22 protein-coding genes and 1 pseudogene are annotated in these 21878 nt (G+C 40.9%); 7 read left to right on the forward strand and 16 right to left on the reverse strand.

Features of this window, described 5'->3' with window-relative positions:
* Positions 1-34 precede the first annotated feature (34 nt).
* Positions 35-730: a M23 family metallopeptidase gene (locus AC4CU0_RS14320; RefSeq protein WP_180049738.1), complete on the reverse strand. Its 696-nt coding sequence runs from the start codon at positions 728-730 to the stop codon at positions 35-37.
* Positions 731-836: 106 nt separating this feature from the next.
* Here AC4CU0_RS14320 and AC4CU0_RS14325 point away from each other — a divergent pair, with 106 nt between their 5' ends.
* Positions 837-1277, forward strand: a complete 441-nt coding sequence (locus AC4CU0_RS14325) for a DciA family protein (protein ID WP_168379402.1) — start codon at positions 837-839, stop codon at positions 1275-1277.
* 97 nt (positions 1278-1374) lie between these two features.
* On the opposite strand, the gene lpxC is transcribed toward AC4CU0_RS14325, so the two are convergent.
* From lpxC to gshB, 8 genes are all read right to left on the reverse strand, one after another.
* On the reverse strand, positions 1375-2277 hold the full coding sequence (lpxC, locus tag AC4CU0_RS14330) for a UDP-3-O-acyl-N-acetylglucosamine deacetylase (RefSeq protein ID WP_180063028.1): 903 nt from the start codon (positions 2275-2277) through the stop codon (positions 1375-1377).
* A 125-nt stretch (positions 2278-2402) separates the two neighbouring features.
* Complete coding sequence (gene ftsZ, locus AC4CU0_RS14335; protein WP_078193216.1) at positions 2403-3593, reverse strand: cell division protein FtsZ; 1191 nt, start codon at positions 3591-3593, stop codon at positions 2403-2405.
* A 159-nt stretch (positions 3594-3752) separates the two neighbouring features.
* On the reverse strand, positions 3753-5015 hold the full coding sequence (gene ftsA, locus AC4CU0_RS14340; protein WP_490743382.1) for a cell division protein FtsA: 1263 nt from the start codon (positions 5013-5015) through the stop codon (positions 3753-3755).
* 68 nt (positions 5016-5083) lie between these two features.
* Positions 5084-5938: a cell division protein FtsQ/DivIB gene (locus tag AC4CU0_RS14345; protein WP_180116811.1), complete on the reverse strand. Its 855-nt coding sequence runs from the start codon at positions 5936-5938 to the stop codon at positions 5084-5086.
* 3 nt (positions 5939-5941) lie between these two features.
* Positions 5942-6871, reverse strand: a complete 930-nt coding sequence (locus AC4CU0_RS14350) for a D-alanine--D-alanine ligase (protein ID WP_078193219.1) — start codon at positions 6869-6871, stop codon at positions 5942-5944.
* Between the two features lie 60 nt (positions 6872-6931).
* Entirely contained in the window at positions 6932-8380 is a 1449-nt protein-coding gene (murC, locus tag AC4CU0_RS14355; RefSeq protein ID WP_078190576.1) for a UDP-N-acetylmuramate--L-alanine ligase, read from the reverse strand.
* Positions 8381-8394: 14 nt separating this feature from the next.
* A complete protein-coding gene (murG, locus tag AC4CU0_RS14360) occupies positions 8395-9492 on the reverse strand; it encodes an undecaprenyldiphospho-muramoylpentapeptide beta-N-acetylglucosaminyltransferase (protein ID WP_168379398.1) in 1098 nt (365 codons plus the stop codon).
* 303 nt (positions 9493-9795) lie between these two features.
* The gene (gene gshB / locus AC4CU0_RS14365; RefSeq protein WP_078190578.1) at positions 9796-10740 is read right to left on the reverse strand and encodes a glutathione synthase; all 945 of its coding nucleotides are present in this window, start codon (positions 10738-10740) and stop codon (positions 9796-9798) included.
* Between the two features lie 357 nt (positions 10741-11097).
* Here gshB and AC4CU0_RS14370 point away from each other — a divergent pair, with 357 nt between their 5' ends.
* The gene (locus tag AC4CU0_RS14370; protein WP_490743383.1) at positions 11098-11952 is read left to right on the forward strand and encodes a GGDEF domain-containing protein; all 855 of its coding nucleotides are present in this window, start codon (positions 11098-11100) and stop codon (positions 11950-11952) included.
* 125 nt (positions 11953-12077) lie between these two features.
* Positions 12078-12281 carry a DUF3565 domain-containing protein gene (locus AC4CU0_RS14375; protein ID WP_180049730.1) on the forward strand — a complete coding sequence of 68 codons (204 nt, stop codon included), beginning with the start codon at positions 12078-12080 and terminating at the stop codon, positions 12279-12281.
* 37 nt (positions 12282-12318) lie between these two features.
* Here AC4CU0_RS14375 and AC4CU0_RS14380 read toward each other — a convergent pair whose 3' ends face one another.
* The 5 genes and pseudogenes from AC4CU0_RS14380 to pyrE form a co-directional block, all read right to left on the reverse strand.
* Complete coding sequence (locus tag AC4CU0_RS14380) at positions 12319-13653, reverse strand: ISNCY family transposase (RefSeq protein WP_490742418.1); 1335 nt, start codon at positions 13651-13653, stop codon at positions 12319-12321.
* Between the two features lie 161 nt (positions 13654-13814).
* Complete coding sequence (locus AC4CU0_RS14385; RefSeq protein WP_151204773.1) at positions 13815-14615, reverse strand: hypothetical protein; 801 nt, start codon at positions 14613-14615, stop codon at positions 13815-13817.
* A gap of 169 nt (positions 14616-14784) precedes the next feature.
* Positions 14785-15216, reverse strand: coding sequence for a hypothetical protein (locus AC4CU0_RS14390; protein WP_490743384.1), 432 nt, complete (start codon positions 15214-15216; stop codon positions 14785-14787).
* Positions 15213-15314: pseudogene (locus tag AC4CU0_RS14395) on the reverse strand (IS5/IS1182 family transposase); the annotation flags it as partial. The pseudogene AC4CU0_RS14395 and the gene AC4CU0_RS14390, both read right to left, overlap by 4 nt.
* A gap of 343 nt (positions 15315-15657) precedes the next feature.
* Positions 15658-16308 carry an orotate phosphoribosyltransferase gene (pyrE, locus tag AC4CU0_RS14400; protein WP_111885133.1) on the reverse strand — a complete coding sequence of 217 codons (651 nt, stop codon included), beginning with the start codon at positions 16306-16308 and terminating at the stop codon, positions 15658-15660.
* A gap of 40 nt (positions 16309-16348) precedes the next feature.
* On the opposite strand from pyrE, the gene AC4CU0_RS14405 reads away from it, so the two are divergent.
* Complete coding sequence (locus AC4CU0_RS14405) at positions 16349-17167, forward strand: exodeoxyribonuclease III (protein ID WP_180121070.1); 819 nt, start codon at positions 16349-16351, stop codon at positions 17165-17167.
* Positions 17168-17796: 629 nt separating this feature from the next.
* Positions 17797-18144 (forward strand): Spx/MgsR family RNA polymerase-binding regulatory protein, encoded by a 348-nt coding sequence (locus tag AC4CU0_RS14410; RefSeq protein ID WP_078193226.1) that lies wholly within the window; start codon positions 17797-17799, stop codon positions 18142-18144.
* Between the two features lie 104 nt (positions 18145-18248).
* Here the strand turns inward: AC4CU0_RS14410 and AC4CU0_RS14415 are convergent, their stop codons facing one another.
* Entirely contained in the window at positions 18249-18686 is a 438-nt protein-coding gene (locus AC4CU0_RS14415) for a DUF2147 domain-containing protein (RefSeq protein ID WP_078193227.1), read from the reverse strand.
* A 155-nt stretch (positions 18687-18841) separates the two neighbouring features.
* Here AC4CU0_RS14415 and AC4CU0_RS14420 point away from each other — a divergent pair, with 155 nt between their 5' ends.
* Positions 18842-19753, forward strand: a complete 912-nt coding sequence (locus AC4CU0_RS14420; protein ID WP_490743385.1) for an alpha/beta hydrolase — start codon at positions 18842-18844, stop codon at positions 19751-19753.
* An 86-nt stretch (positions 19754-19839) separates the two neighbouring features.
* On the opposite strand, the gene AC4CU0_RS14425 is transcribed toward AC4CU0_RS14420, so the two are convergent.
* The gene (locus AC4CU0_RS14425) at positions 19840-20409 is read right to left on the reverse strand and encodes an FMN-dependent NADH-azoreductase (RefSeq protein ID WP_490743386.1); all 570 of its coding nucleotides are present in this window, start codon (positions 20407-20409) and stop codon (positions 19840-19842) included.
* A 255-nt stretch (positions 20410-20664) separates the two neighbouring features.
* On the opposite strand from AC4CU0_RS14425, the gene AC4CU0_RS14430 reads away from it, so the two are divergent.
* Positions 20665-21858 carry a GGDEF domain-containing protein gene (locus AC4CU0_RS14430; RefSeq protein WP_490743387.1) on the forward strand — a complete coding sequence of 398 codons (1194 nt, stop codon included), beginning with the start codon at positions 20665-20667 and terminating at the stop codon, positions 21856-21858.
* The last annotated feature ends 20 nt before the right edge of the window (positions 21859-21878 follow it).

Consider the following 21878-nt stretch of genomic DNA (forward strand, 5'->3'; position numbering starts at 1 on the left):
AGACAATGGCTTCGTATACAAATTTTGTATGTGCTTATGGCAACATCGCTAAATACGTTGATGGGTTTTTACGTTGACCATCTTTCACTACTTCGTAATGTAAATGTGGGCCAGTACAACGACCAGTACAACCAACGTTAGCAATATGCTCACCCGCAGCAACACGGTCGCCTACACGTGCAATTAAGCGTGATGCATGTGCATAACGTGTCAGGTAACCATTACCATGGTTAATTTCAACATATTGACCATAACCTGTGCCCCAACCTGACTTTGTTACAATGCCTGGACCCGTTGCATAAATAGGTGTGCCACTAGCCGCAGAAAGATCTAAACCTGAATGATTTTCTGCACGGCCACCCATGGTACGACCACCATAGTTTGAACTTACACGCTTCATGTCTGGAAGTGGGTGGGCAATTAACCATGAATATGGATTATTTGAACTTGCTGAATAGTTTTTAGAGGAATTGCTTGAACCGTATTTTTTTGCGATTGTCGCATTGTTGAGTTCAATTGATTTTTCACGAATTTGAACATTCAACTTCGTTTCAGCTGGAACATCAATATCATTGCTTTCAGAGTAAGCACCTTGAGACAAGGTGCGAGTTAACTGTTCAATACGATCTGATGATGAGTCTGCTTGATTTAATTCAACTAAATCTGCAAAAGCGACTGAAGCGGCCGAAGCTGCCAATGAAAACGCCAATAAAATACGTCGTAAATGCATAAAAAACCTCTATAAACTGTTCTCTTTTGTTCCTTGTGTGATTTCGTCCTTGATATCAGCCAAAAGGAGCGCATAAGATTAAGACATAAACATGTAGGAAATATGTATGTCAGAACCTGTCAACGTCTTTCAACCAACAAGAAAACACATAAAAACAGGAAACTTGTCGTTTCTCTCAACGCAAGTTGCTGTATGGCAGAAACTTACGAAAATTGTTCAACCGCTATTGCCCCAACCGGATCAATGGCAAGTTGTTTGTTATATAAATGGTGTACTTATATTAACTGGAGAAAATCAGGCACTGATTAGTCAGTTGGCCTATTTGCAAAAGCAATATATTGCACAATTATCACAAATATACGAATTCAAGGATTTGCACAAGATTCAAGTCCGTCTGAGAACTCCGTCTCCAACGCCCCATTCCCCTGAAAAAATTTCAAGAACCCTCAGTACAGAAACTCAGGATTTACTCCGTAATGCTGCTGACTTTGTGAGCGACCCTAAGCTTAGCCAAGCAATGCTGCGTTTGGCAAGCAATAAAAAGTAACCACCCAGTTGTAACAGACAAATTTGAATGCTCAGAATGTGACAGACTTAACACTTACAAATGATACAATATAACATCACTATTATAAGACAATGACTTATGTCACATTCACATAACTAATTGGGCAATCATTAATGTCATCAAATGTTACAATTTCATAGCTATCTGGATCACTTTTGACATTGCGTAATAACTGATTATTTAATGCATGACCTGACTTATAGGCATCATATTTCGCAATAATTTGATGACCGAGCAAATATAAATCACCCACAGCATCTAATATTTTGTGACGAACAAACTCATCCGAAAAGCGTAAGCCCTCTTCATTGACCACACCATTGTCATCTACACCAATGGCATTTTCGAGACTCGCCCCTAAAGCCAAATTATTAGCTTTGAGGTAGTCCAAATCTTTCATAAAGCCAAAAGTCCGCGCTTCACTAACTTCATAGACAAATGTTTCGGTTGAAAAGTCGATGGTTGCCGACTGAAATTCTTTCTTAAATGCAGGATGGTCAAAATCAATCGTAAAATTTAATTGGAAACCGTCATGCGGTTGGAAGGCAGCACGTTTATCATCGATCAGTGCTTCGACAGGTTTGCGTATTTTTATGAATTTTTTAGGTGCATTTTGTTCTTGTAGTTCACCTTGCATAAGCAAATAAATGAACGGGCCGGCACTCCCATCCATAATGGGCACTTCAGACGCCGACACTTCCACGATCAGGTTATCAATCCCTAAACCAGCAATCGCACTCATAATGTGCTCAATTGTGCCCACCTTGGCATTTTCTTGCACCAAGTTAGAACACATGAATGCTTCTTGAATCAGCATAGCATCGGCTGGAATATCAATCGGTGGATTTAAGTCGATACGACGAAACACAATCCCCCCATCGGCATGATGTGGCACAAAGTTAATCATCACTTTTTGCCCACTATGCAGTCCGATGCCACTCGCTTTCACGATGCGTTTCAGGGTACGTTGTTTCAACATGTGTCTTCTATCATCAGTTCACAAAACCGCTATACGTTAGCATATTTAGCCATTGATAAAAAACAAAAAGGTAGCTGATCAGCTACCTTTTGTAATCAACAGACATTTAAGTCATTGAATTTATGTTATTTACGTTGCTGATTTTTCAAATAGTCTTGAATACTCATTGGCGTAGGGCGTGAATTGGATGCTGACGCCGCTGCTGCAGCTGGAGCTGCTGCTTCATTGTGCTGACGTTGAATCGCTGGCACATCATCTTCATCTACAGGTACTTGTGCAGAAGCGACTGTACGCGTTGCTTGTGCGACAGGGCGTTTCACTGGCTCAGCAGAATCGGCAGAATTACGCGTTAAACCCGTTGCGATCACCGTTACGCTAATTTCATCACGTGCATCTGGATCAAATACCGTACCGTAGAACACTTGACCTTCATCAAGATCCACAATTTGGTTCACCACATCAGTGATTTCTTCAATTTCACCGAAGGTTACATCATCGCCACCTGTAACATTAATCAAAATGCCTTTTGCATTCATGATGGTCACGTTATCTAACAACGGGCTACGGATCGCTTGCTCAGCAGCTTGACGCGCACGGTTTTCACCACGACCAGAACCTGCACCCATCATGGCATAACCACGGGTACTCATCGCAGTTTTCAAATCGGCGAAGTCAAGGTTGATATGACCCGGACGTACCACCAAATCAAAGATACTACGCACCGCATTTAACAATACGTCGTCTGCCTTTTTATAGGCATCTTTCATTGAAATATCGCGGAATACTTTAAGTAGACGTTGGTTCGGAATAATAATCAGAGAATCAACATGTTGCTCAAGTGCTTCAATACCTTTCTCAGCAGATTGCTGACGACGTTTACCTTCAAAGTTAAACGGAGTCGTCACCACACCTACAGTTAAGATACCCATTTCTTTGGCAATTTCAGCAACAACTGGCGCAGCACCGGTACCTGTACCACCACCCATACCTGCAGTCACGAACACCATGTCCGTACCTTCAAGGTGTTGGCGAATCAACTCACGGCTTTCTTCAGCAGCAGTTTGACCCACTTGTGGATTTGCACCTGCACCCAAACCACGCGTACTTTGCTCGCCGAGTTGGATTTTAAATTGTGCATTCATGCGGTCGAGTGCTTGTTTGTCTGTATTGGCACAAACAAATTTTACACCTTCGATATCTGATTCCAACATATGTTGCACAGCGTTACCGCCAGCACCACCTACACCGAATACTGTGAAACGGGCTTGACCGTTGCTGTCGCTTTGATCATCTTCTAAAAATTCAAATGAGGCCATGCCTAAAAAATTCCTAATCCATAATTGGCAGACACTTCAGCCCGTATACTGCCTTGATCTTAATAAAAATTGTTTTTTAGAATGCTGTCCAAGTTCCAGCTTGTCAAGTACAAGCAATAATCCGTACAACTTCCCAACAATATTCCCAAATATTTCAACTTAAAAGATCGACTTCAAGGTGTCATTGAAGCCCGACCATGCACGTTTTACCCGATTCAATACTGAAAGTTTTTCCGTATCTTCTGGCTCAACGATCGTATCTTGTGTTTCACTTTGACTGAAAATTAACAGACCTGCGGCAGTCGCGTATTGTGAACGACGTAAAGCGGCTTGCTGTTGATCATCAGCATACACTTGCATAGGTGGATTACCTAAATGTGCAGAAACACTTAACATCCGACGTGCAAATGTCACCATCCCTTCAATTTGGCAGGCATCACCTGTGAGTACAACACCATGGTATAAACCATGAATCGCACCATGATCGACCAATTCATTACGCACTTGATTAAAGATTTCTTCATAGCGCGCAATAATGATTTCGGTCAGTTCAATACGGCTAATGGTTTGTGGACCATCAATCCCTTGGAACTGAATCATACTTTCAGGTTTAACCACTTTCAGATCAACACAACCATACAACAGCTTAATGCGTTCAGCTTCTTCTGTTGTGGTTTGCAATACAGCAGCAATATCACGTGTTACATGCTCACCGCCACGTTGCAAGGTGTGTGTCATCGCCAAGCGACCATCTAAATAGACCGCAATATTGGTCGTACCAGCACCAATATCAACCAAGCACACACCATATTCTTTTTCATCTTTAAGCAAACTGGCTTCAGCTGTTGCTAATGATGAAATGACCATGCGTTCAACGCCAATATTGGCACCTTTTAATGCGCGATCCAAATTCTGCATGGTGCTGATGGGCAACATCATCAAATGATAATGTCCTGTCATACTCCGTGCTGACATGCGAATCGGGTTTAACACCCATTCAGGTTCATCATCTAGTTCAAAACCTAAAGGTACAGCACTCACCAAATAATGGTCAGACGTTAAATGACTGGCTTTGGCCAGTTCTAAAGCACGCACCACTTCATTGGTGGTAATCGCATGGTCATTATTTTCAATTGGAGTGCGACCAGAGGCATAAAAACTTTTTAGTTCAGCACTTGGAATGGAAATCCACGCAGAATGTACACGACATTCCGCCATATCTTCCGCTTCCTGCACTGCATTTTTAATTGCGGTAACAACTTTATCGAGACTGACAATTTTCCCTTTATTCATGCCGCGGTTACGAGCGGTCGCCATCCCTACCACTTGGATATTGTCTGGCGCGTGTACCTTACCAATCAAAACTGAAACTTTGTGTGTCCCAATGTCAATCGCAACAACCGAGGGAACAGCTTCATTCATTATTTACTACTACCATTCACATGTTTGTTTAATTTATGGCTTAAAGCCTCTACTTATAAAGCCGATCATTATGGCTTTACAGGCGCTGCATTCGCAATGCCTATGTCATCACTGGTTACAACAAACTGACCATTTATCGACTTTGCTGGCACAGAGTTTTTCCATTGAATCGCTAAACCATTTCGGTAGCGCAAATCGATGGCAGAAATTCGTGGCCAAACAGGTTTTAAGTCACTGTGTGCGAGATAACTTAAACGCTGCAACTTACTCATGGTTTGATCCTGATCGACAATCACACGTAAGCCTGAATCAAACTGCATAAACCAAGTCATTCGTTCGGTTAAATATAATTCTTTTAAACGAATGCCAACAGGTATAAATAGTTGATTAATTTCATTATAGCGACGCATCATCATTTTGGACTGACTCGTCGGCCCATGCAATAACGGTAAATTCTGATGATTGGTCGGAGTTAATTCAGCAAATACATCACCACTGTCGCTTAACAGTCGCCCAGTTCCCCAACGTGCAATCGCTTGACGCGGCATCACCCGTACACGAATTGCATTCGGCCATGCACGCGATACCACCACGCGATCGACCCAAGAGATTTCTAAAGTACGGTCACGAATGACACGTAAATCAGAGGTAAAATAGTTTTCAGTCATCATCGGTGAAACGTATGACATGACTTGTTGTTTTTCTTGGGCGCTCCGCACACCCACCACATCAAGTTCAGCCACACGTGCATCCGTCATGACTTTATATAGCCCCCAAATTCCGGCAATCAAAACCACACATGCAATAAACAACAACAGCCATCCACCCACATTGGTAAGCTTTTCCTTACGTGTCGGTGGTTTGTCATGTATCGATGTCGTTGCTGCACGTTTACGGCGCATAGACGCAGGAAGTTGAGCCATAATTTAGTGTGCCGCACCTGTCAGGGTTTGTTCCAAAATTGCGACACAAAGATCATCAAAACTATAACCTACAGCATTAGCAGCTTTTGGTACTAGAGAATGACTGGTCATACCCGGAACAGTATTTACCTCAAGTAACCAGAAGTTTCCTTCGGCATCCTGCATCGCGTCAATACGACCCCAACCACTCGCACCTACCGCTTGGAAAGCGCGTAAAGATAAAGCTTGTAGACGCTTTTCTTCATCTTCAGTCAAGCCACATGGAATACCATATTGCACATCGTTACGGTTATATTTCGCTTCGTAATCGTAAAAAGCCACATCTGCAGGCGGTTCTAAACGAATCACCGGTAAAGCCTGACCATTTAAAATCACAATGGTAAATTCACGTCCGGTAATCCATTTTTCAGCCATCACGACTGCATCATGCTGGGTCGCTTTTGCAATTGCGGTTGCAAAGTCTTCAATTTTTTCAACTTTGCTCATACCAATGCTTGAACCTTCATGCACGGGCTTGATGATAAATGGCAAACCAATTGAATCTACAATTTCTTGTAAATCTGAGTCTTTGCTGACAATACGATAAGGTGCTGTCGGTAGTTCTGAACCTTGCCAAACTTGTTTAGTTTTGACTTTATCCATACCAATCGCCGAGCCTTGAACGCCCGTTCCAGTGTACGGAATGTTTAACCATTCCAAAGTACCCTGAATTTGACCATCTTCACCACCACGGCCATGAAGGACGATAAATGCACGGTCATAAGCCACCAACTCAGTCACACTGCGTTGCTGCGGATCGAATGCTTCGGCATTTACACCCGAACGCACCAATGCTTCAAGTACAGCTTTACCACTATCGAGAGAAACCTCACGTTCGGCAGATTTCCCACCTAATAACACGGCAACTTTGCCGAATTTTGAAGCATTTGACACGTTTATATCCTTAAAACTTTTATCTACGGTCTAAACAAACTTTGGATCACCAAGCGATGATCATTTTACATAGAGATTGTTTTGAGCAAGTTCGATTGAGATTGCTCCAACATTACCTGCGCCCTGTGTTAATAACAAGTCATTTGCTTGTAACACTTTTTTCATTACTGCTTGTAAGTTGCCTTCTACTGGATCGATGAGAATCGGCTCAACCTCACCACGGAGACGAATGCTTCGAGCCAATGCACGACTATCCGCACCCACAATTGGCTTTTCACCCGCAGGATAAACTTCTAATAACAACAATTGATCGACTTGTGACAAGACATCGACGAAGTCATCAAAACAGTCACGCGTACGGCTAAAACGGTGCGGTTGGAACATCATCACCAAACGACGATCTGGATGACTTGCACGTGCCGCTTTAATGGTCGCTTCCACTTCTTTTGGATGGTGACCATAGTCATCGACCAATTTCACCAAGCCATCTTCAACTTCAAATTCGCCTTGTACTTGGAAACGACGACCTACACCACTGAAGCTTTCTAAGGCACGCGCAATCGCAGCATCAGAAACACCTTCATCCGTTGCAATACCAATCGCTGCCAAGGCATTTAAGATATTATGAAGACCCGGCAAGTTAATGGTTAAACGTAACGGCTCACGGTCTTTACGCAAAACTGTAAAGTGTGATTGCATGCCTTCTTGAGCCACATCAACAGCACGAATGTCATTGTCTTCATTGAAACCATAAGTCACGACAGGACGACCAATACGCGGCATAATTTCACGGATGTTGGCATCATCACCACACATCACGGCTAAACCGTAAAATGGAAGACGCTGTAAGAATTGCACAAAGGTATCTTTTAATACATCGAAACTACCGCCATAGGTATCCATATGGTCAGCGTCGATATTGGTGACAATCGTTGCCATCGGCTGTAAATGCAGGAATGACGCATCTGATTCGTCTGCTTCAGCCACGATATAACGACTTGCACCCAATGCAGCATTCACACCAGTACGATTTAACAAACCACCAATGACATAAGTTGGGTCCAGATTTTCTTCTGCCAACATGCATGTCACAAGACTGGTTGTCGTGGTTTTACCATGCGTCCCCGCAACGGCAATACCATGACGGTAACGCATTAATTCACCCAACATTTCTGCACGACGCACGACAGGTGTACGGGTTTCAATCGCCGCTTTCACTTCCGGGTTTTCAGAATCAATGGCTGTTGATACCACGATTACATTGGCACCTTGAATATTTTCAGCAGCATGACCGATGAAAACTTGAATGCCGTTTTCTTCAAGCTGAGCCGTGGTTTTCGACGCTTTAATATCTGAACCTGAAACTTTATAGCCTTGGTTTTTCAATACTTCGGCAATACCGCACATGCCCGCACCACCAATCCCAATAAAATGGATGTGTTTAATACGGCGCATTTCTGGCACTTTAATGAGCTTTTTCGCTTGATCGGCAGGCGTTGATGGAGACATAGATTACTCGAATTTTACAAATCTTGAATTAAACCAACCACGTGCTGTGTCGCATCGGGTTGTGCCTGTTGTCGAGCCTTAACCGCCATTTCCATAAGTCGTTGGCGATTCATCAGCGGCTTCAACAACGCTGTTAAACTTTCTGCGGTCATGTCCGCTTGTGGGCAAATTTTTGCGGCATTGATATTGGCCAAGAACCCTGCATTTGCAGTTTGATGGTCATCCACTGCACTTGGCAGAGGAACAAACACGGCTGCTACACCTGCTGTCGCAATTTCAGTGACGGTTAGCGCACCAGCACGGCAGATAATCAAATCCGCTGCAGAATAGGCTGCTGCCATATCTTCAATAAACGGCTGAACTTCAACTTGCATATGTTCAGGTGCATTTGCATAACGAGCCAATGTGCTTTCAGCGTTATTTTGACCACACTGGTGATATACACTGAGTGGCTGTTCTAATTGCTGCAAGGCTGCCGGCACACATTCATTTAAGGCACGTGCGCCCAATGAGCCGCCCACAATTAAAACCCGTAATGGCAAACCAGCTTTTTCACGCTCTTGGTAACGCCATGACGGATTTAAAATTTCTGTAATTTCTTTGCGTACAGGATTACCTGTGGTCACGATTTTATCTTGTGCTGGAAAGGTATTTGGAAATGCCTGACAGACAATTTTAGCCACACGTGACAACTGCGTATTGGTAAAACCTGCCACCGCATTTTGTTCATGGATAATAACCGGAATACCCAATGCACGAGCCGCCAAACCACCCGGTCCAGCCACATACCCCCCAAAACCTGCAACAGCATCGACTTTGAGTTGTTTCATATAACGCATGGCACTCAAAGTGGCTTTGAGAATTTTAAACGGTGCCATCAGCTTACGCACGACTCCATTGCCGCGTACGCCCTGGATATCGATTTGATAAATTGGAATATTATGATTTTTAAGCAGGCGATTTTCCATGCCTGTTGGCGTTGCGAGCCAAGAAACTTCACAGCCTTGTTGTTGCAACTCTTTGGCAACAGCGAGCGCTGGAAAGACGTGACCACCGGTTCCGGCAGCCATCATCATGACATGTTTCGGCTTTACTTGCGTTACTTCGGTCACTGTCTAATTCTTCAATTCTAAAAAGAGGCTAATGATATTCGATTTTAAGCAAACAATTGTAATCACAAACGCATGACCGTGAAAGGTAATTTACTTTTTTTCAACAGGCGTATGATTGTTTTTTTCTACTATTTTAAAAGTTTAAACTAGTTTTATTATTAATCTATGAGAATTGAAAAAAAATCAGACAATTTTTCACTTTAATTGCATTCACTTACAGTTTTTTTGCTTTTTAAGCTCCCCTCCCCTTAGCGCAGGCCAAAAAAAGAGCCCGTGAAGGACTCTTTTAAATCTAGTGCAAAATTAAGCTTTTAAACCTGCCTCAAGGACATCAAATAAATCATCGGCAATCGAGGTGCCAAATTGCGCATCAATTTCACGTACGCAGGTTGGACTGGTGACATTAATTTCAGTCACGTAATTACCAATCACATCCAGACCAACAAACACTAACCCTTTTTCACGAAGGAATGGCCCAACTTTGGCTGCAATGGCTTTATCATTTTCGGTCAATGGACGCGCCTCGCCCAAACCACCTGCCGCCAAGTTGCCACGCACTTCGCCATTTTGCGGAATACGCGCCAAACAATACGGTACGGGTTCGCCATTGATCATCAAGATGCGCTTGTCGCCATCCACAATTTCTGGGATGTAACGCTGCGCCATAATCGGCTGTGTGCCGTTATTGGTCAGGATTTCAATGGTTGAACCAATATTAACGCCATCTTGGTATAAACGGAAAATGCCCATACCGCCCATGCCGTCTAATGGCTTCACAATCACATCGCCGTGTTCTTGCAAAAATTCACGAATCAGGCTTTGCTGCGAGGTCACTAAGGTCGGTACTTGAAGTTCAGGGAATTGCGTCGCAAACAATTTTTCATTGCAGTCACGTAGGCTTTGCGGTTTGTTAATAATCCATGCGCCTTCGCGTTCAGCCTGTTCCAAAATATAGGTGGTGTAGACAAAGTTCATGTCAAACGGCGGATCTTTACGCATCAAAACCACGTCATAAGCAGCAATTGATTCTTTTTGTTTTTCGCCGAGTTCGTAATAGTGGTTGTAATCTTCAAAAACTTTTAGCGGAGAAATCAAACCAAAGGCTTTGCCTTGATCGATATATAAATCTTGCTGTAATGCATAGCCTAGCTCATGTCCACGACGTGCTGCTGCCCACAGCATGGCCATTGAGGTATCTTTTTTTAGGTTTACATTTTCGATGGGATCCATCACAACAAGTACACGCATTATTCAGTGCTCTGTTCATTATTAATTTATGAATGAGTATAGCCGAGATTTTTCTTTTGTTTATTCTGATTTTGCATGTGTATGTATGGATTCGTGTGATGCATGCAATATTTAAAAACATTTCTATCATCCACCTTATCTCAATAATGGAAATAAGCTTTAATAATATCATTTGATAGGTCTGCATAAATAAATACCAAAGCATTGCTACCTGTTTAATTACTTCCAAATATACTTAGCCCTATTTTTGGTTAAAAAATACGTGATTTTTTATTTTTTTAGCTATTGTGTTAATTATTGTAAATAAAAAATAGAATTCATTGATGATCAACATTGAGCAGATGGCTATCATTCTTGATGCTTTACCAGACCCTGCATTTGTCATATTACGTTGCAGTTTTTGGCGGGCGCGATAATCGTTATTATCACGATGGTTCCGGTCTTGTTGGTACCTATATTTCAGATGTGATCAAGCCAGATAAAGCCAACTTGTTTATGCAACTGATCGACCAAGCTCTAGCGTCAGGAAATCTACTCATCGAAGAGTACGAATTGAGCAATAGGGATGTAAAAGGTCTGCCCGATTATGGTCCTGAAGAGTCCATTTGGTTTGAGGTGCGCATCCAAGCTCTCAGTTTTTCGGTAGATGAAGAAGACGTTGTACTTTGGGTCGCAAGTAATATTTCAGCGCGTCACAACCTGGAAATCAAGCTGAAAGAACTCAGCCATACAGATCAGTTAACCGGTCTTTTCAACCGAAGAAAATTAGAGCATGACTTAGCATTACATTATGAGTCATACCTACGGCATTCCATACAGACATCGATCTTGATGTTCGATCTTGATAACCTCAAAAAGATCAACGACAGCAAAGGCCATCATGTTGGTGATGAAGCAATCCGAGCAGTCGCAGATATTCTTCGTTTAACGCTGCGTAAGACCGATTGCGCCTGCCGCTTAGGTGGAGATGAGTTTGTGGTCGCCTTGCCCAACACGGGCTGCGAGCAGGCCATCCAGTTTGCCAAACGGATTCATGAACATTCCAGAAAAGAATTAAGTCGGTTTTCAATAGATAACGCGCATGTCACCGTGAGCATAGGAGTGACAACCATCATGCCTGAAGATTGCACCTACGAAGATACAATTCAACGTGCTGATCTAGCGCTGTATAAAGCTAAACATGGCGGGAAAAATAGAATTGTCGCGGCCTAAGTGTGCGCCAGAAATAAACCAAATTTCACAGTCTATTTTGCAATTCGATATTCAAGCCGTTGTGATTGCTCAACATGAACTCTTTTCCCTTTTCAGCATCATTTTAATTTAGATAGGTGTTTAATATGCAGCAAGCCATTGTTGATTTTGCCTTGGATGATGAAAATCATTGGTATGCCATTTTAGCTTGTGGTCATACACAGCATGTCCGCCATGATCCTCCATGGCAAAACCGTCCTTGGGTTATCACTGAGCAAGGACGGAAAGAAAAGTTAGGGGTAATGTTGGAATGTAAGAAGTGTGATGAAGAGATGTTATTCACCAATTAAAATGTCTATGCGATAAACCATTTAAAATGTCCTGTTTTTAACCACAAGAGTCAAGCACAGGATTTAACTTTCTTTGTTCAATAACAACTTTCTGAGCTTTACGGCTTGGCATATTTTTATTTGTTCTTGAACATTTATTCTGTTTTTCCAATTCTTCATGCTGCTGTTGAATATGTGCCAGAACTGCACCTAACCGTTTATTCTCAACAATCTCATTTTGCTGTAGCCCAGCCAATTTATTAAAGATGCTGTAGTTGAGCTTTCGGCCTTCATGCATGATGGCCACAGTGCCATCCGGGTACTCCAGAAATGAAATGTATTGCCCAACAAGCTTATGATTCAGCTCTGTCGGTTCAAGCATATAAATACACTTGTCATAGGTCAGGGTCAGATTCTTGGTGACCTTACGCGGTTCCTGCCAGGTAAAAATATCATCCAGTTCAAGATCAGATTCGCTTAATGGCCGATGCAGGTTCTTTGAGTTTCGCGCACATTTGGCGAACTTCTGATTGAACTGCTCAATAAAGCAGGGTAACCATATATTGGCCTCTGCAATCGAACCGATGCCTTCCAGACGCATCTCCTTGATCAGACGGTCCTGAAGGGTTTTGTTGGCACGTTCCACACGACCTTTGGCTTGGGGTGAGTTGGCAAAGATAATATCGATGTTCAAATTATTCAGAATCCGCCCAAATTGCGTAATCTGGCTGTCTTGCCTGGATTTTTGATTAACTCTGAATACCGAATGCTTGTCGCTATAAAAGGCTAGAGGTTTGCCGTATTGTTCAATGTAGGCTCGGGTTGAAAGCATGTAGTCAAAGGTCGTTTCAGCCTCACAAAAGCGCAGATGCAACAGCTTTCCAGTAGCATCATCGATATAAACCAACAAGCAGCATTTTGCAGCTCGACCTTCAAACCAGTCATGATATGAGCCATCAATTTGGATCAGTTCACCGAAGCAATCCCGGTTATAACGTGGCTGATATGGACGCTTCAGGCGCTTGGATCGCGGAATCCACAGGTCATTGGCCGTCATCCAGCGCCGAAGCGTTTCTACCGGGATATTCAGGTCAAACATGCTGCTGAGCTTCTCATGCGCCAAGGTGGGTCCAAAGCCCAGCAAATGTTCAGCAATAATGGAAAGGCACTTTGATTTTAACAAGTCATCATGGCGACGATGGCCAGGTTGACCACGACTGGCATGTGCCATACCTGAGACACCATCTTGATTGAGCTTCTGCAATAACCGGGTAATTTGACGGGTGGAAAGATTTAGGATTTCAGCAGCACGGACCTGGGTAATACGATGATCTCGAACGTCTTGCAGAACTGCAAGCCGTTGAATTTCTTTGTCAGACATAGTGATCAGCATCTATATTTATATCCAGTCCATGGTGATAAAAACCATCATAAACTAGACATTTTTATTGGTGAGAATATAGACACTTTAAATGGGTTCTAACATCTTCATTTCGTATAACAGCCATTATGTTAAATAGACTCAAAAATAGTGGAAGTTTTGCGATAGTTACTCTATTGATTAGCATTCCAAGCTTTTAATAAACGCCAAATATTTTGATCTACAGCTTTCCAATCTTTTAATGATTCATAAGGCATTCTCCATTCAATATTCACGTTAGGATAGAGAGGTGTTTCAGATTTTGTGGTTATTACGATTTGGTCTGTAAGATTACGATTAATTGTCATTAAAAATTCAGAATGGTATGGATCTGATGCATGACCTAAACAATGATAAGAAATATCAGAATCCAAATTTATTGAATAGCATTCTAAATCAAATTTTTTAAATGAATCTTCATATTTTACAAATTTATGTGATGTTAAATAGTTTATCCATTCTCTTGGTGTTCGTTTATATTTAAAAGATATGGGATCAAGTGTACTGAAATTTTGTAGATGCACTTTTACTTGATCTTGATAACTCCTATCATAAAAGTTATTAATTTTTATATTCTTAGCATTATTCAAAAGTAGATTAAATTGCATAGGCTTTTGAAAATCGGCAACGTTCTCAATTTTATCATCGTCATTTAGTATTTCTACTGTAGGAATGAAGTTAATAGGAAACTGCCCAAGAAAAGGGTTACTTAAAACTATGCCTTGCTCAATATTCTTTTTACCACCTACAACTGTTTTTATAATTAAATCCGATGAAATCCCCCAAGTCACTAAATCCCCTGATTTTGATATATCTTTATAATATTCAATATCCGATTTTTCTGATAAAGATTTAGACCTAGGTTCTGAAGAGTCAGTACATCCACATATAGCAGTAAAATGTATTAAAATAATAAAAGTTCTGATGGCATTCATAATGAAAGTCTTCTATTTATTAAATTTCCCTAAAATTAACATAATACACGTTATACGAAGTCAAAAATGTGTAAGCTCCAAATATTAAAATTACGTTATCTTTAGAGGGACGTGCTATCCATTATTTTTGCTAGGATCACTATGTAATTAATAATATTCATATTAAATTCTATTTTTTAAATTTTTCTGAAATTATGATAGCGCTACTCAAATCATTTACTCTGTCTTTTCTACGTTTCAAAACTAAGCAAACCTCCTGTTTTTTATTTAAATTTTCAAAACTCACTCTATTAGGATAAGCATTACTTCTAAATGCAAATACACCATACCCATCAAATTTTATATAATATTCTTTTGGATAGGGTGGTCTTGATGAAATTCCAATAAGCTCATATTCATATATCCCGCAAAACTCCTCCTCTGCTAAGTACTCAAATTGTGAATTAATATATAAATATTTATACCCAAATACAAAAAAAGGATATAAAAAAATTAAGCCAATAAGATATATTTTCTTTTCATAAAAAATATATAACAAATATGAAAAAACTACTAATAATAAACTTATAGAACATATTACTAGTTCTCTTTCATAAGTCATTTTTCACTCAGCTCCAAATTAAATATTCCAGCAATTAAATTGAATCTCAATCCTAGTCTTTTGCCTCGGTTTCAATATCGCCCAGCAAGGATTTTAAACGACCAAATACATACTCAATCCCCATTCTTCTTTTATTAATTTCCTGACTATTGTATTAGCCCACGTAAAAAGACTAGTGAAAATACTATAAATTAAAATTTAAGAATTTCTAAAATTAACATAATACACGCTATACGAAATTCTTTAAATTTTCTATAAGTATCAATACTTTAACTAAAGCCGTTTCAGTAAATAGCGCACTGAGACGGCTTTTTATTGATTCTTCACGTTTAACGCCTACTTTTTAAGCAATATTTCACGTTTTTTGTTAGTTAGATGCAACAATCATCATTTAAAGACGTAAAAAAGGCAGCTTCAGCTGCCTTTTGAAATCCCGAAAAATTAGATGCCGTATTTAACACGGTACGCTTCCATTTTCGCTAAAGCTTCAGTTTCACCTTTAGCCTCTAAGAAAGTCATCAAATCTTTCATGGTTATTAAAGCATGAACTGGAATTTCCAGCTCTTTTTGTACTTCTTGAATCGCAGACAAATCACCTTGTCCTTTTTCTTGACGGTCTAGCGCCACCAATACGCCCGCAATTTGTGCACCGGCATTTTTCAGAATAGTCACTACTTCACGAATCGCTGTACCCGCAGTGATCACATCATCAATGATCCAGACTTTTTTGCCTTCAACAGACGCACCAACCAATACACCGCCTTCGCCATGGTCTTTCGCTTCTTTACGGTTAAAGCCCCAAGGTACGCTCACACCATGGTTCTGTGACAGTGCGACAGCCGTTGCTGCTACAAATGGAATACCTTTATAAGCTGGGCCAAAGACCACTTCCACATTATCGCATTGTGTTAATTTAGCTGCATAGCCAGAAGCCAATAATGATAAGGCTTCGCCATCGTTTAGTAGACCTGCATTAAAAAAATAAGGACTCACACGACCCGATTTTAAAGTAAACTCACCAAATTTAAGCACACCACGTGATAATGCGAGTTCGATAAAAGCTTGTGGATTAAATGCCGCTTGCGCTGTCATGAGGTGCTCCATTTTTTTAAGTTTGAGGTTAAACCTGAGCATGATACCAAAGAGTAGCTATCCAAGTGATCAAAAAATTTTACGTGTCGTTTCAATTAATGTGAATGGTCTGCGTTCCGCTGAAAAAAAAGGTATTTTTGACTGGATGGCAACTTCAGATGCCGATGTCATCTGCATGCAAGAAAGCCGCATTACCCATGAACAATGGACCGATAAATTTAAACCCGAAGGTTGGTTTACACACCTTTTCCCTGCAGAACGCCCAGGCTATGCCGGTACTGCGATTTATAGCCGCCTACCCTTTGTATCAGTGAAAGATGGCTTAGGCTTTGAATTAGCCGATAGCCAAGGCCGCTTTATTTCTGCTGAGTTCGATTTAGGACTTGGACAAACTGCACATATTTGCTCGCTCTACCTGCCTTCTGGTTCATCGGGTGAAGAAGCTCAGGCACGTAAAGATTTATTTTTAAACGAATACAAACAAATTTTGAAGCAATGGCGTGCTGAAAATAAGTCAGTGATTGTTTGCGGTGACTACAACATCGTGCATAAACGTATTGATATTAAAAATTGGTCTGGGAACCAAAAGGCTTCAGGCTGCTTACCACATGAACGTGCATGGCTCGATCATATTTATGATGAGCTTGGCTATGTCGACACCTTCCGTGAAGTACGTAAAGAAGCCGAGCTTTACTCTTGGTGGTCTAACCGAGGACAAGCGCGTGCCAAAAATGTGGGTTGGCGTATCGACTACCATGCATGTTCACCAGACTGGAAAGAACGTACAGTCAATGCTTGGATATTTAAAGATGAATGGTTTAGCGACCACGCCCCTGTCATTATTGATTATAAAATTTAAGCTTCCAACAATTAATTGAGTGAACGATTGTTTACTCAATTAGAGCTTATTTCTCACATTACATGACGAATTTGTGGATTTATCTCATAACTTGAACATAGCATTATGGTCGCACGGCAAAGGGACATGTCAGGATGACATAAAAGGATTGGACGCCGAAGGAAGTATAAAAACAAACTAAATGATTTAGCTTGTTTTCAAGGATGTGACAATGGACGTTGGATTGAGACCCGCATGATCAGGATGATTAAATGCGGGTTTTCTCTTATCTAGTCCCCACATCTATAGACTCAAACATCCCCCAAATAAAACAGCTAAAAATTCGATTTGCACAGCATTTTCTTATTCTCGCTTTCTTTCTACTTTTGACTGTGCAACCTTAAGCTGAATTTTCTTGTTATTGCATCGCTTTCTTTTCTGAGCATCGTTTTGTTCTGTAGGCTATTCTAAAAGACCAAAATGTCGTTTTGATGACAATACCCAATATTTATTACATGCGACTTTTACAGCAAAACATTTATTTCTCAATCCACATCCAGATCGAGCTTTGAGCATTGATGAATTAGCCTGTAGGATAATGCTGAATTGTATTTTTATCTTATTGTTTGAATAATTGAGGACACCTGTTCATGCTTAAAATTTATGGCATCAAAAACTGTAATACCATGAAAAAAGCTTTCGACTTGCTCAACGAATTAGGCCTAAGCTACGAATTTCATGACTATAAAAAACAAGCGATTGATGCTAAAACCGTAAAAAAATGGCTTAATGCCAAAGGCGCTGATGTGATTCTCAACAAAAAAGGCACAACATGGAAAAAACTCAGTGAAGAAGAGCAACAGACAGCCTTAGCCAGTGAAGAAAATTTGATTCAATGTTTAACAGCGCATAGCAGCATGATTAAACGTCCTGTACTCGATACAGGTAGCGATTTATTGGTTGGCTTTGATGAAAGCGCTTACCGTGCATTGAAATAAATTTTTTTATCACACTCATGCACGGCTCTAGTTCAATTGTGGCTGAAAATAGGCTATAAAAAAGCCTGACATTGTCAGGCTTTTTTTGTTTGAATCATGTCAAATTAGTTGGCGCGAATCCATGTTTGGTTACGACCTAAAGCAGCAACGCCAATAAAGCCGCGAAGCTCTAGTTTTTTGCCACCATCAGCCAATTGACCTTTTAACTTGTAAGTTTTACCTGATTGAGGATCCAAAATTGAACCGTCTTCATAGCTTGTACCACCTACATTTTTAAGACCTGTCACAATACGTAAGCCTTTTAATGATTTGTTGTGATATGGGCCTTCACATTTTTTACAAGCGTTCTCTTCACCTGGTGTCAAAACTGACTGAATGCTCGCAGAAAGCGTACCATTTTTTTGCTCAGTGAATTTTACAATCGCTTTTGGCTGCTTGGTTTTATCATCAATGGTTTTCCAAGTTGTACCATTTAGCGGGTCTGCAGCATTTGCAAATGCGGCTAAACTCATCAATCCTAATGCTAGTGCAATTTTTTTCATTTTTGTTTATTTCCCTGGTCTGATATAGACGACATTAGTATCCAAAAGTCACAACAATTTATCAATTTTTGTATGTGACCGTTTAGTGTAACCTTGTAATTTGTGTTGGTAAATATGCTCACACGATTCCTAAAATAGAAAAAGATGGAAAGACAATGAAGATATCGCCACTGACGAAACAACTGATTACAGAAAGCATTTTAAAAACAACAATTCGTGGGCCGAGCCAGTTCAATTTACCGCCCAATACTTTACGTTTTGCTTTGGAACAAATGTGTCGTGCATTTCCCCAAAACCCGGATGTACAAATTCGCCCGATTCGCTTAGCCGGCTTAAAAGCCGAAGAAATCAAACCGCAACAGGCATCGACCCAATTAATTTTTCATATTCATGGGGGCGCATTTTTCTTGGGTTCGATGAACACACATCGGGCGTTTCTGACTCAAGTTACCGCACGCACGCAAATGCAAGTGTTACATTTGGATTATCCTTTATCCCCAGAAGCACAGTTTCCTGAAGCACTCGATGCCCTTTTTGATGTGTATGCGGTGTTATTAGATCAAGGGATTCAAGCCAAAGATATTATTTTGTCAGGCGACTCTTGTGGTGCAAACTTGGCGCTTGCCTTAGCCCTTAAAATTCAACAGGACCAACTTCCACAAGTCAGTGGTTTGGTGTTGATGTCACCGTTTTTAGACTTGACGCTGAGCAGTGAGTCCCTACGCTATAACCGTAAGCATGATGCGCTGTTAAGCATAGAAGCCCTCGAAACAGGTATTGATTATTATGTACCCCGCTCGATCGATCGAGCTGATCCATTGGTCTCGCCTTTTTTTGCAGAACTCAAAGGACTACCTCCGATTCATATTCAAGTGGGTTCTAAAGAAATTTTATTAGATGATGCGCAGCGTTTTAAAGTCAAAGCAGAAGAAGCCGACCTAGATGTCGAATTTAAGCTGTACACTGGCATGTGGCATAACTTCCAAATGTTTAGCCCATGGTTTGAAGAAGGTCAGCGTGCGCTAAGTGATTTAGCCGATTTTGCACATCGACTGGATCAGGATTAATCGCTGAAAAATAATCCCTGAAATGGATCAAAGTCACCATAAAAAAAGGTCAGCAGATGCTGACCTAAGAGGGAAATGTCAATCTGTTAAATGGCTTGAATTTGAGCCTGAGCTGTCGCCATTGCCTGTGCTTTCATATCTGGTCCCATATTGACACCTTCGGCACGAATCACATCAATATCACTGACACCTGTAAAATTAAACACGGCTTTTAATAAACCTTCTTGATAATCTACAGGGCTGTTATCGCCATACACACCGCCACGACTGCTGGCAATGTAGACTTTTTTGTCACCTGCCAAGCCCACTGGACCTTGTTCTGTATATTTAAAAGTACGACCTGCAACACTGATACGGTCGATCCATGCTTTCAAAGTTGATGGCAAACCGAAGTTGTACATAGCAGCACCAACCACAACCACATCAGCATCTAAATACTGTTGTAACAGTTGCTCGCCTAAAGCCGATTGTTCTGCATTTTGACCCATCAAAATTTCACTGCTGAGATGTGGAATCTGCTGTACAGCTAAATCGAGATGCTGAACATGTGCCGCATCACCATGTTTTTGCTGTAGCTGTTGTACAATTTCAGCGCTAAGTTGACGGGAAACTGAAGCGTCGCCCATGATACTTGAATCAATATGCAAAATTTTCATGACTAAAACCTAAAGCTGTTGTTATTAACTTGAGCCTAGTGTAATCACTTTTCATAAATAGAATAATCCCGATCCTTATGACACTATGTTTTATTTTTAGAACAATCTTTTTTGAACTCGCAAAAAATTTAAAATTACTGAGTGGTTCTTGACCGTTATCAAGTGTAAATTTTCATGCTAATGTAAGCCTATAAAATGATATCTATATAAACTTTAAGAAAAAAACTGATAACTCGAACAGGGCAAAGATACAGGATGACGGTGAAATCAAGCATACGTGACATGATCCTTCGCAATAGAATCGCCCAGTATTTACTGGAAGATGAAGTGGTCATGAATTGGAGCATCCTGAAAAAGTGTATGCTCATGCTGATGCTTGGCTCAGCCATTCATCTGCTTTGGATCATTTGGAAATTATATATTTCACTCACGCCAGAACTTTGGCAGTGGGTTAACCTTGAACTCATCCACTCTCAATTGTGGACCAACATCGTCTTTTTTTGCTTAATGGTACTGCTAATTTGGCCTTGTTATGCTGGAAAAGATAATCCCAAGATTCAACTGATTTTACCTTATCTTTCGGTCGGCTTATTTGTCATTTCTTTATGTCGTGACGGTTATTTAATTGGCGTCATGAGTCCAGCCACCATGATCTCCTACGTGAGCCTAGTGACCGTTGGATTGGTACTATTTACACGAAAAATCGTCTATAGCATGCTGATTCCAGCCACGATTTTTTTATCCATTTGCATGTATTTAAGTATTCGCGGCATTATTCCCTATGCCCCGATTTTTCAACCTCATGCCTATGGCTATCAAAATAGTTTTTGGCTCTTCTCAATGATCTTTTTCATTGTTCCTATTTTATTAACCTGTCTGGCTTTATTTGAAATCTTACTGAGCCAATGGCGTCACCGTGAGCATTTGATACAAAAACTCAGTCAAGTCGACCCACTGACCAATTTATTTAATCGACGCAGTATCAATCAGTGTTTGGAACAGCTCGATAATGCTAAAACAGATACATATGCACTGGTCTTGTTGGACTTAGACCATTTCAAACGTATCAATGATGAATATGGACACGATAAAGGCGATGAAACCTTGATTCTCGTCAGCCAAGTATTAAACCAACATTTACGCGGTAGTGATGTGGTTGGACGTTTTGGCGGGGAAGAGTTTATTTTGGTGTTAAAAAATTCTAACTTGGAACAAGCGATTTTCATTGCAGAGCGCTGTCGAAAAGCCATTGAACAGCTTGAAATTTGGGGACATGACGGTCAGTCGATTCATGTGACAGCCAGTTTTGGCATTGCGATTTCAACGCCAGAATTGGTACCGCAACAATTACTGACCCATGCAGATCAAGCGCTATATGCAGCTAAAGCTGGTGGTCGTAATATGGTGAAGGCGTACACTGAGCAACAAAGCTTTAGCAATTTGGTTTAAAACTTTTATCTAGGTCAGAC

It is taken from the genome of Acinetobacter sp. LipI_15 (assembly GCF_058242865.1).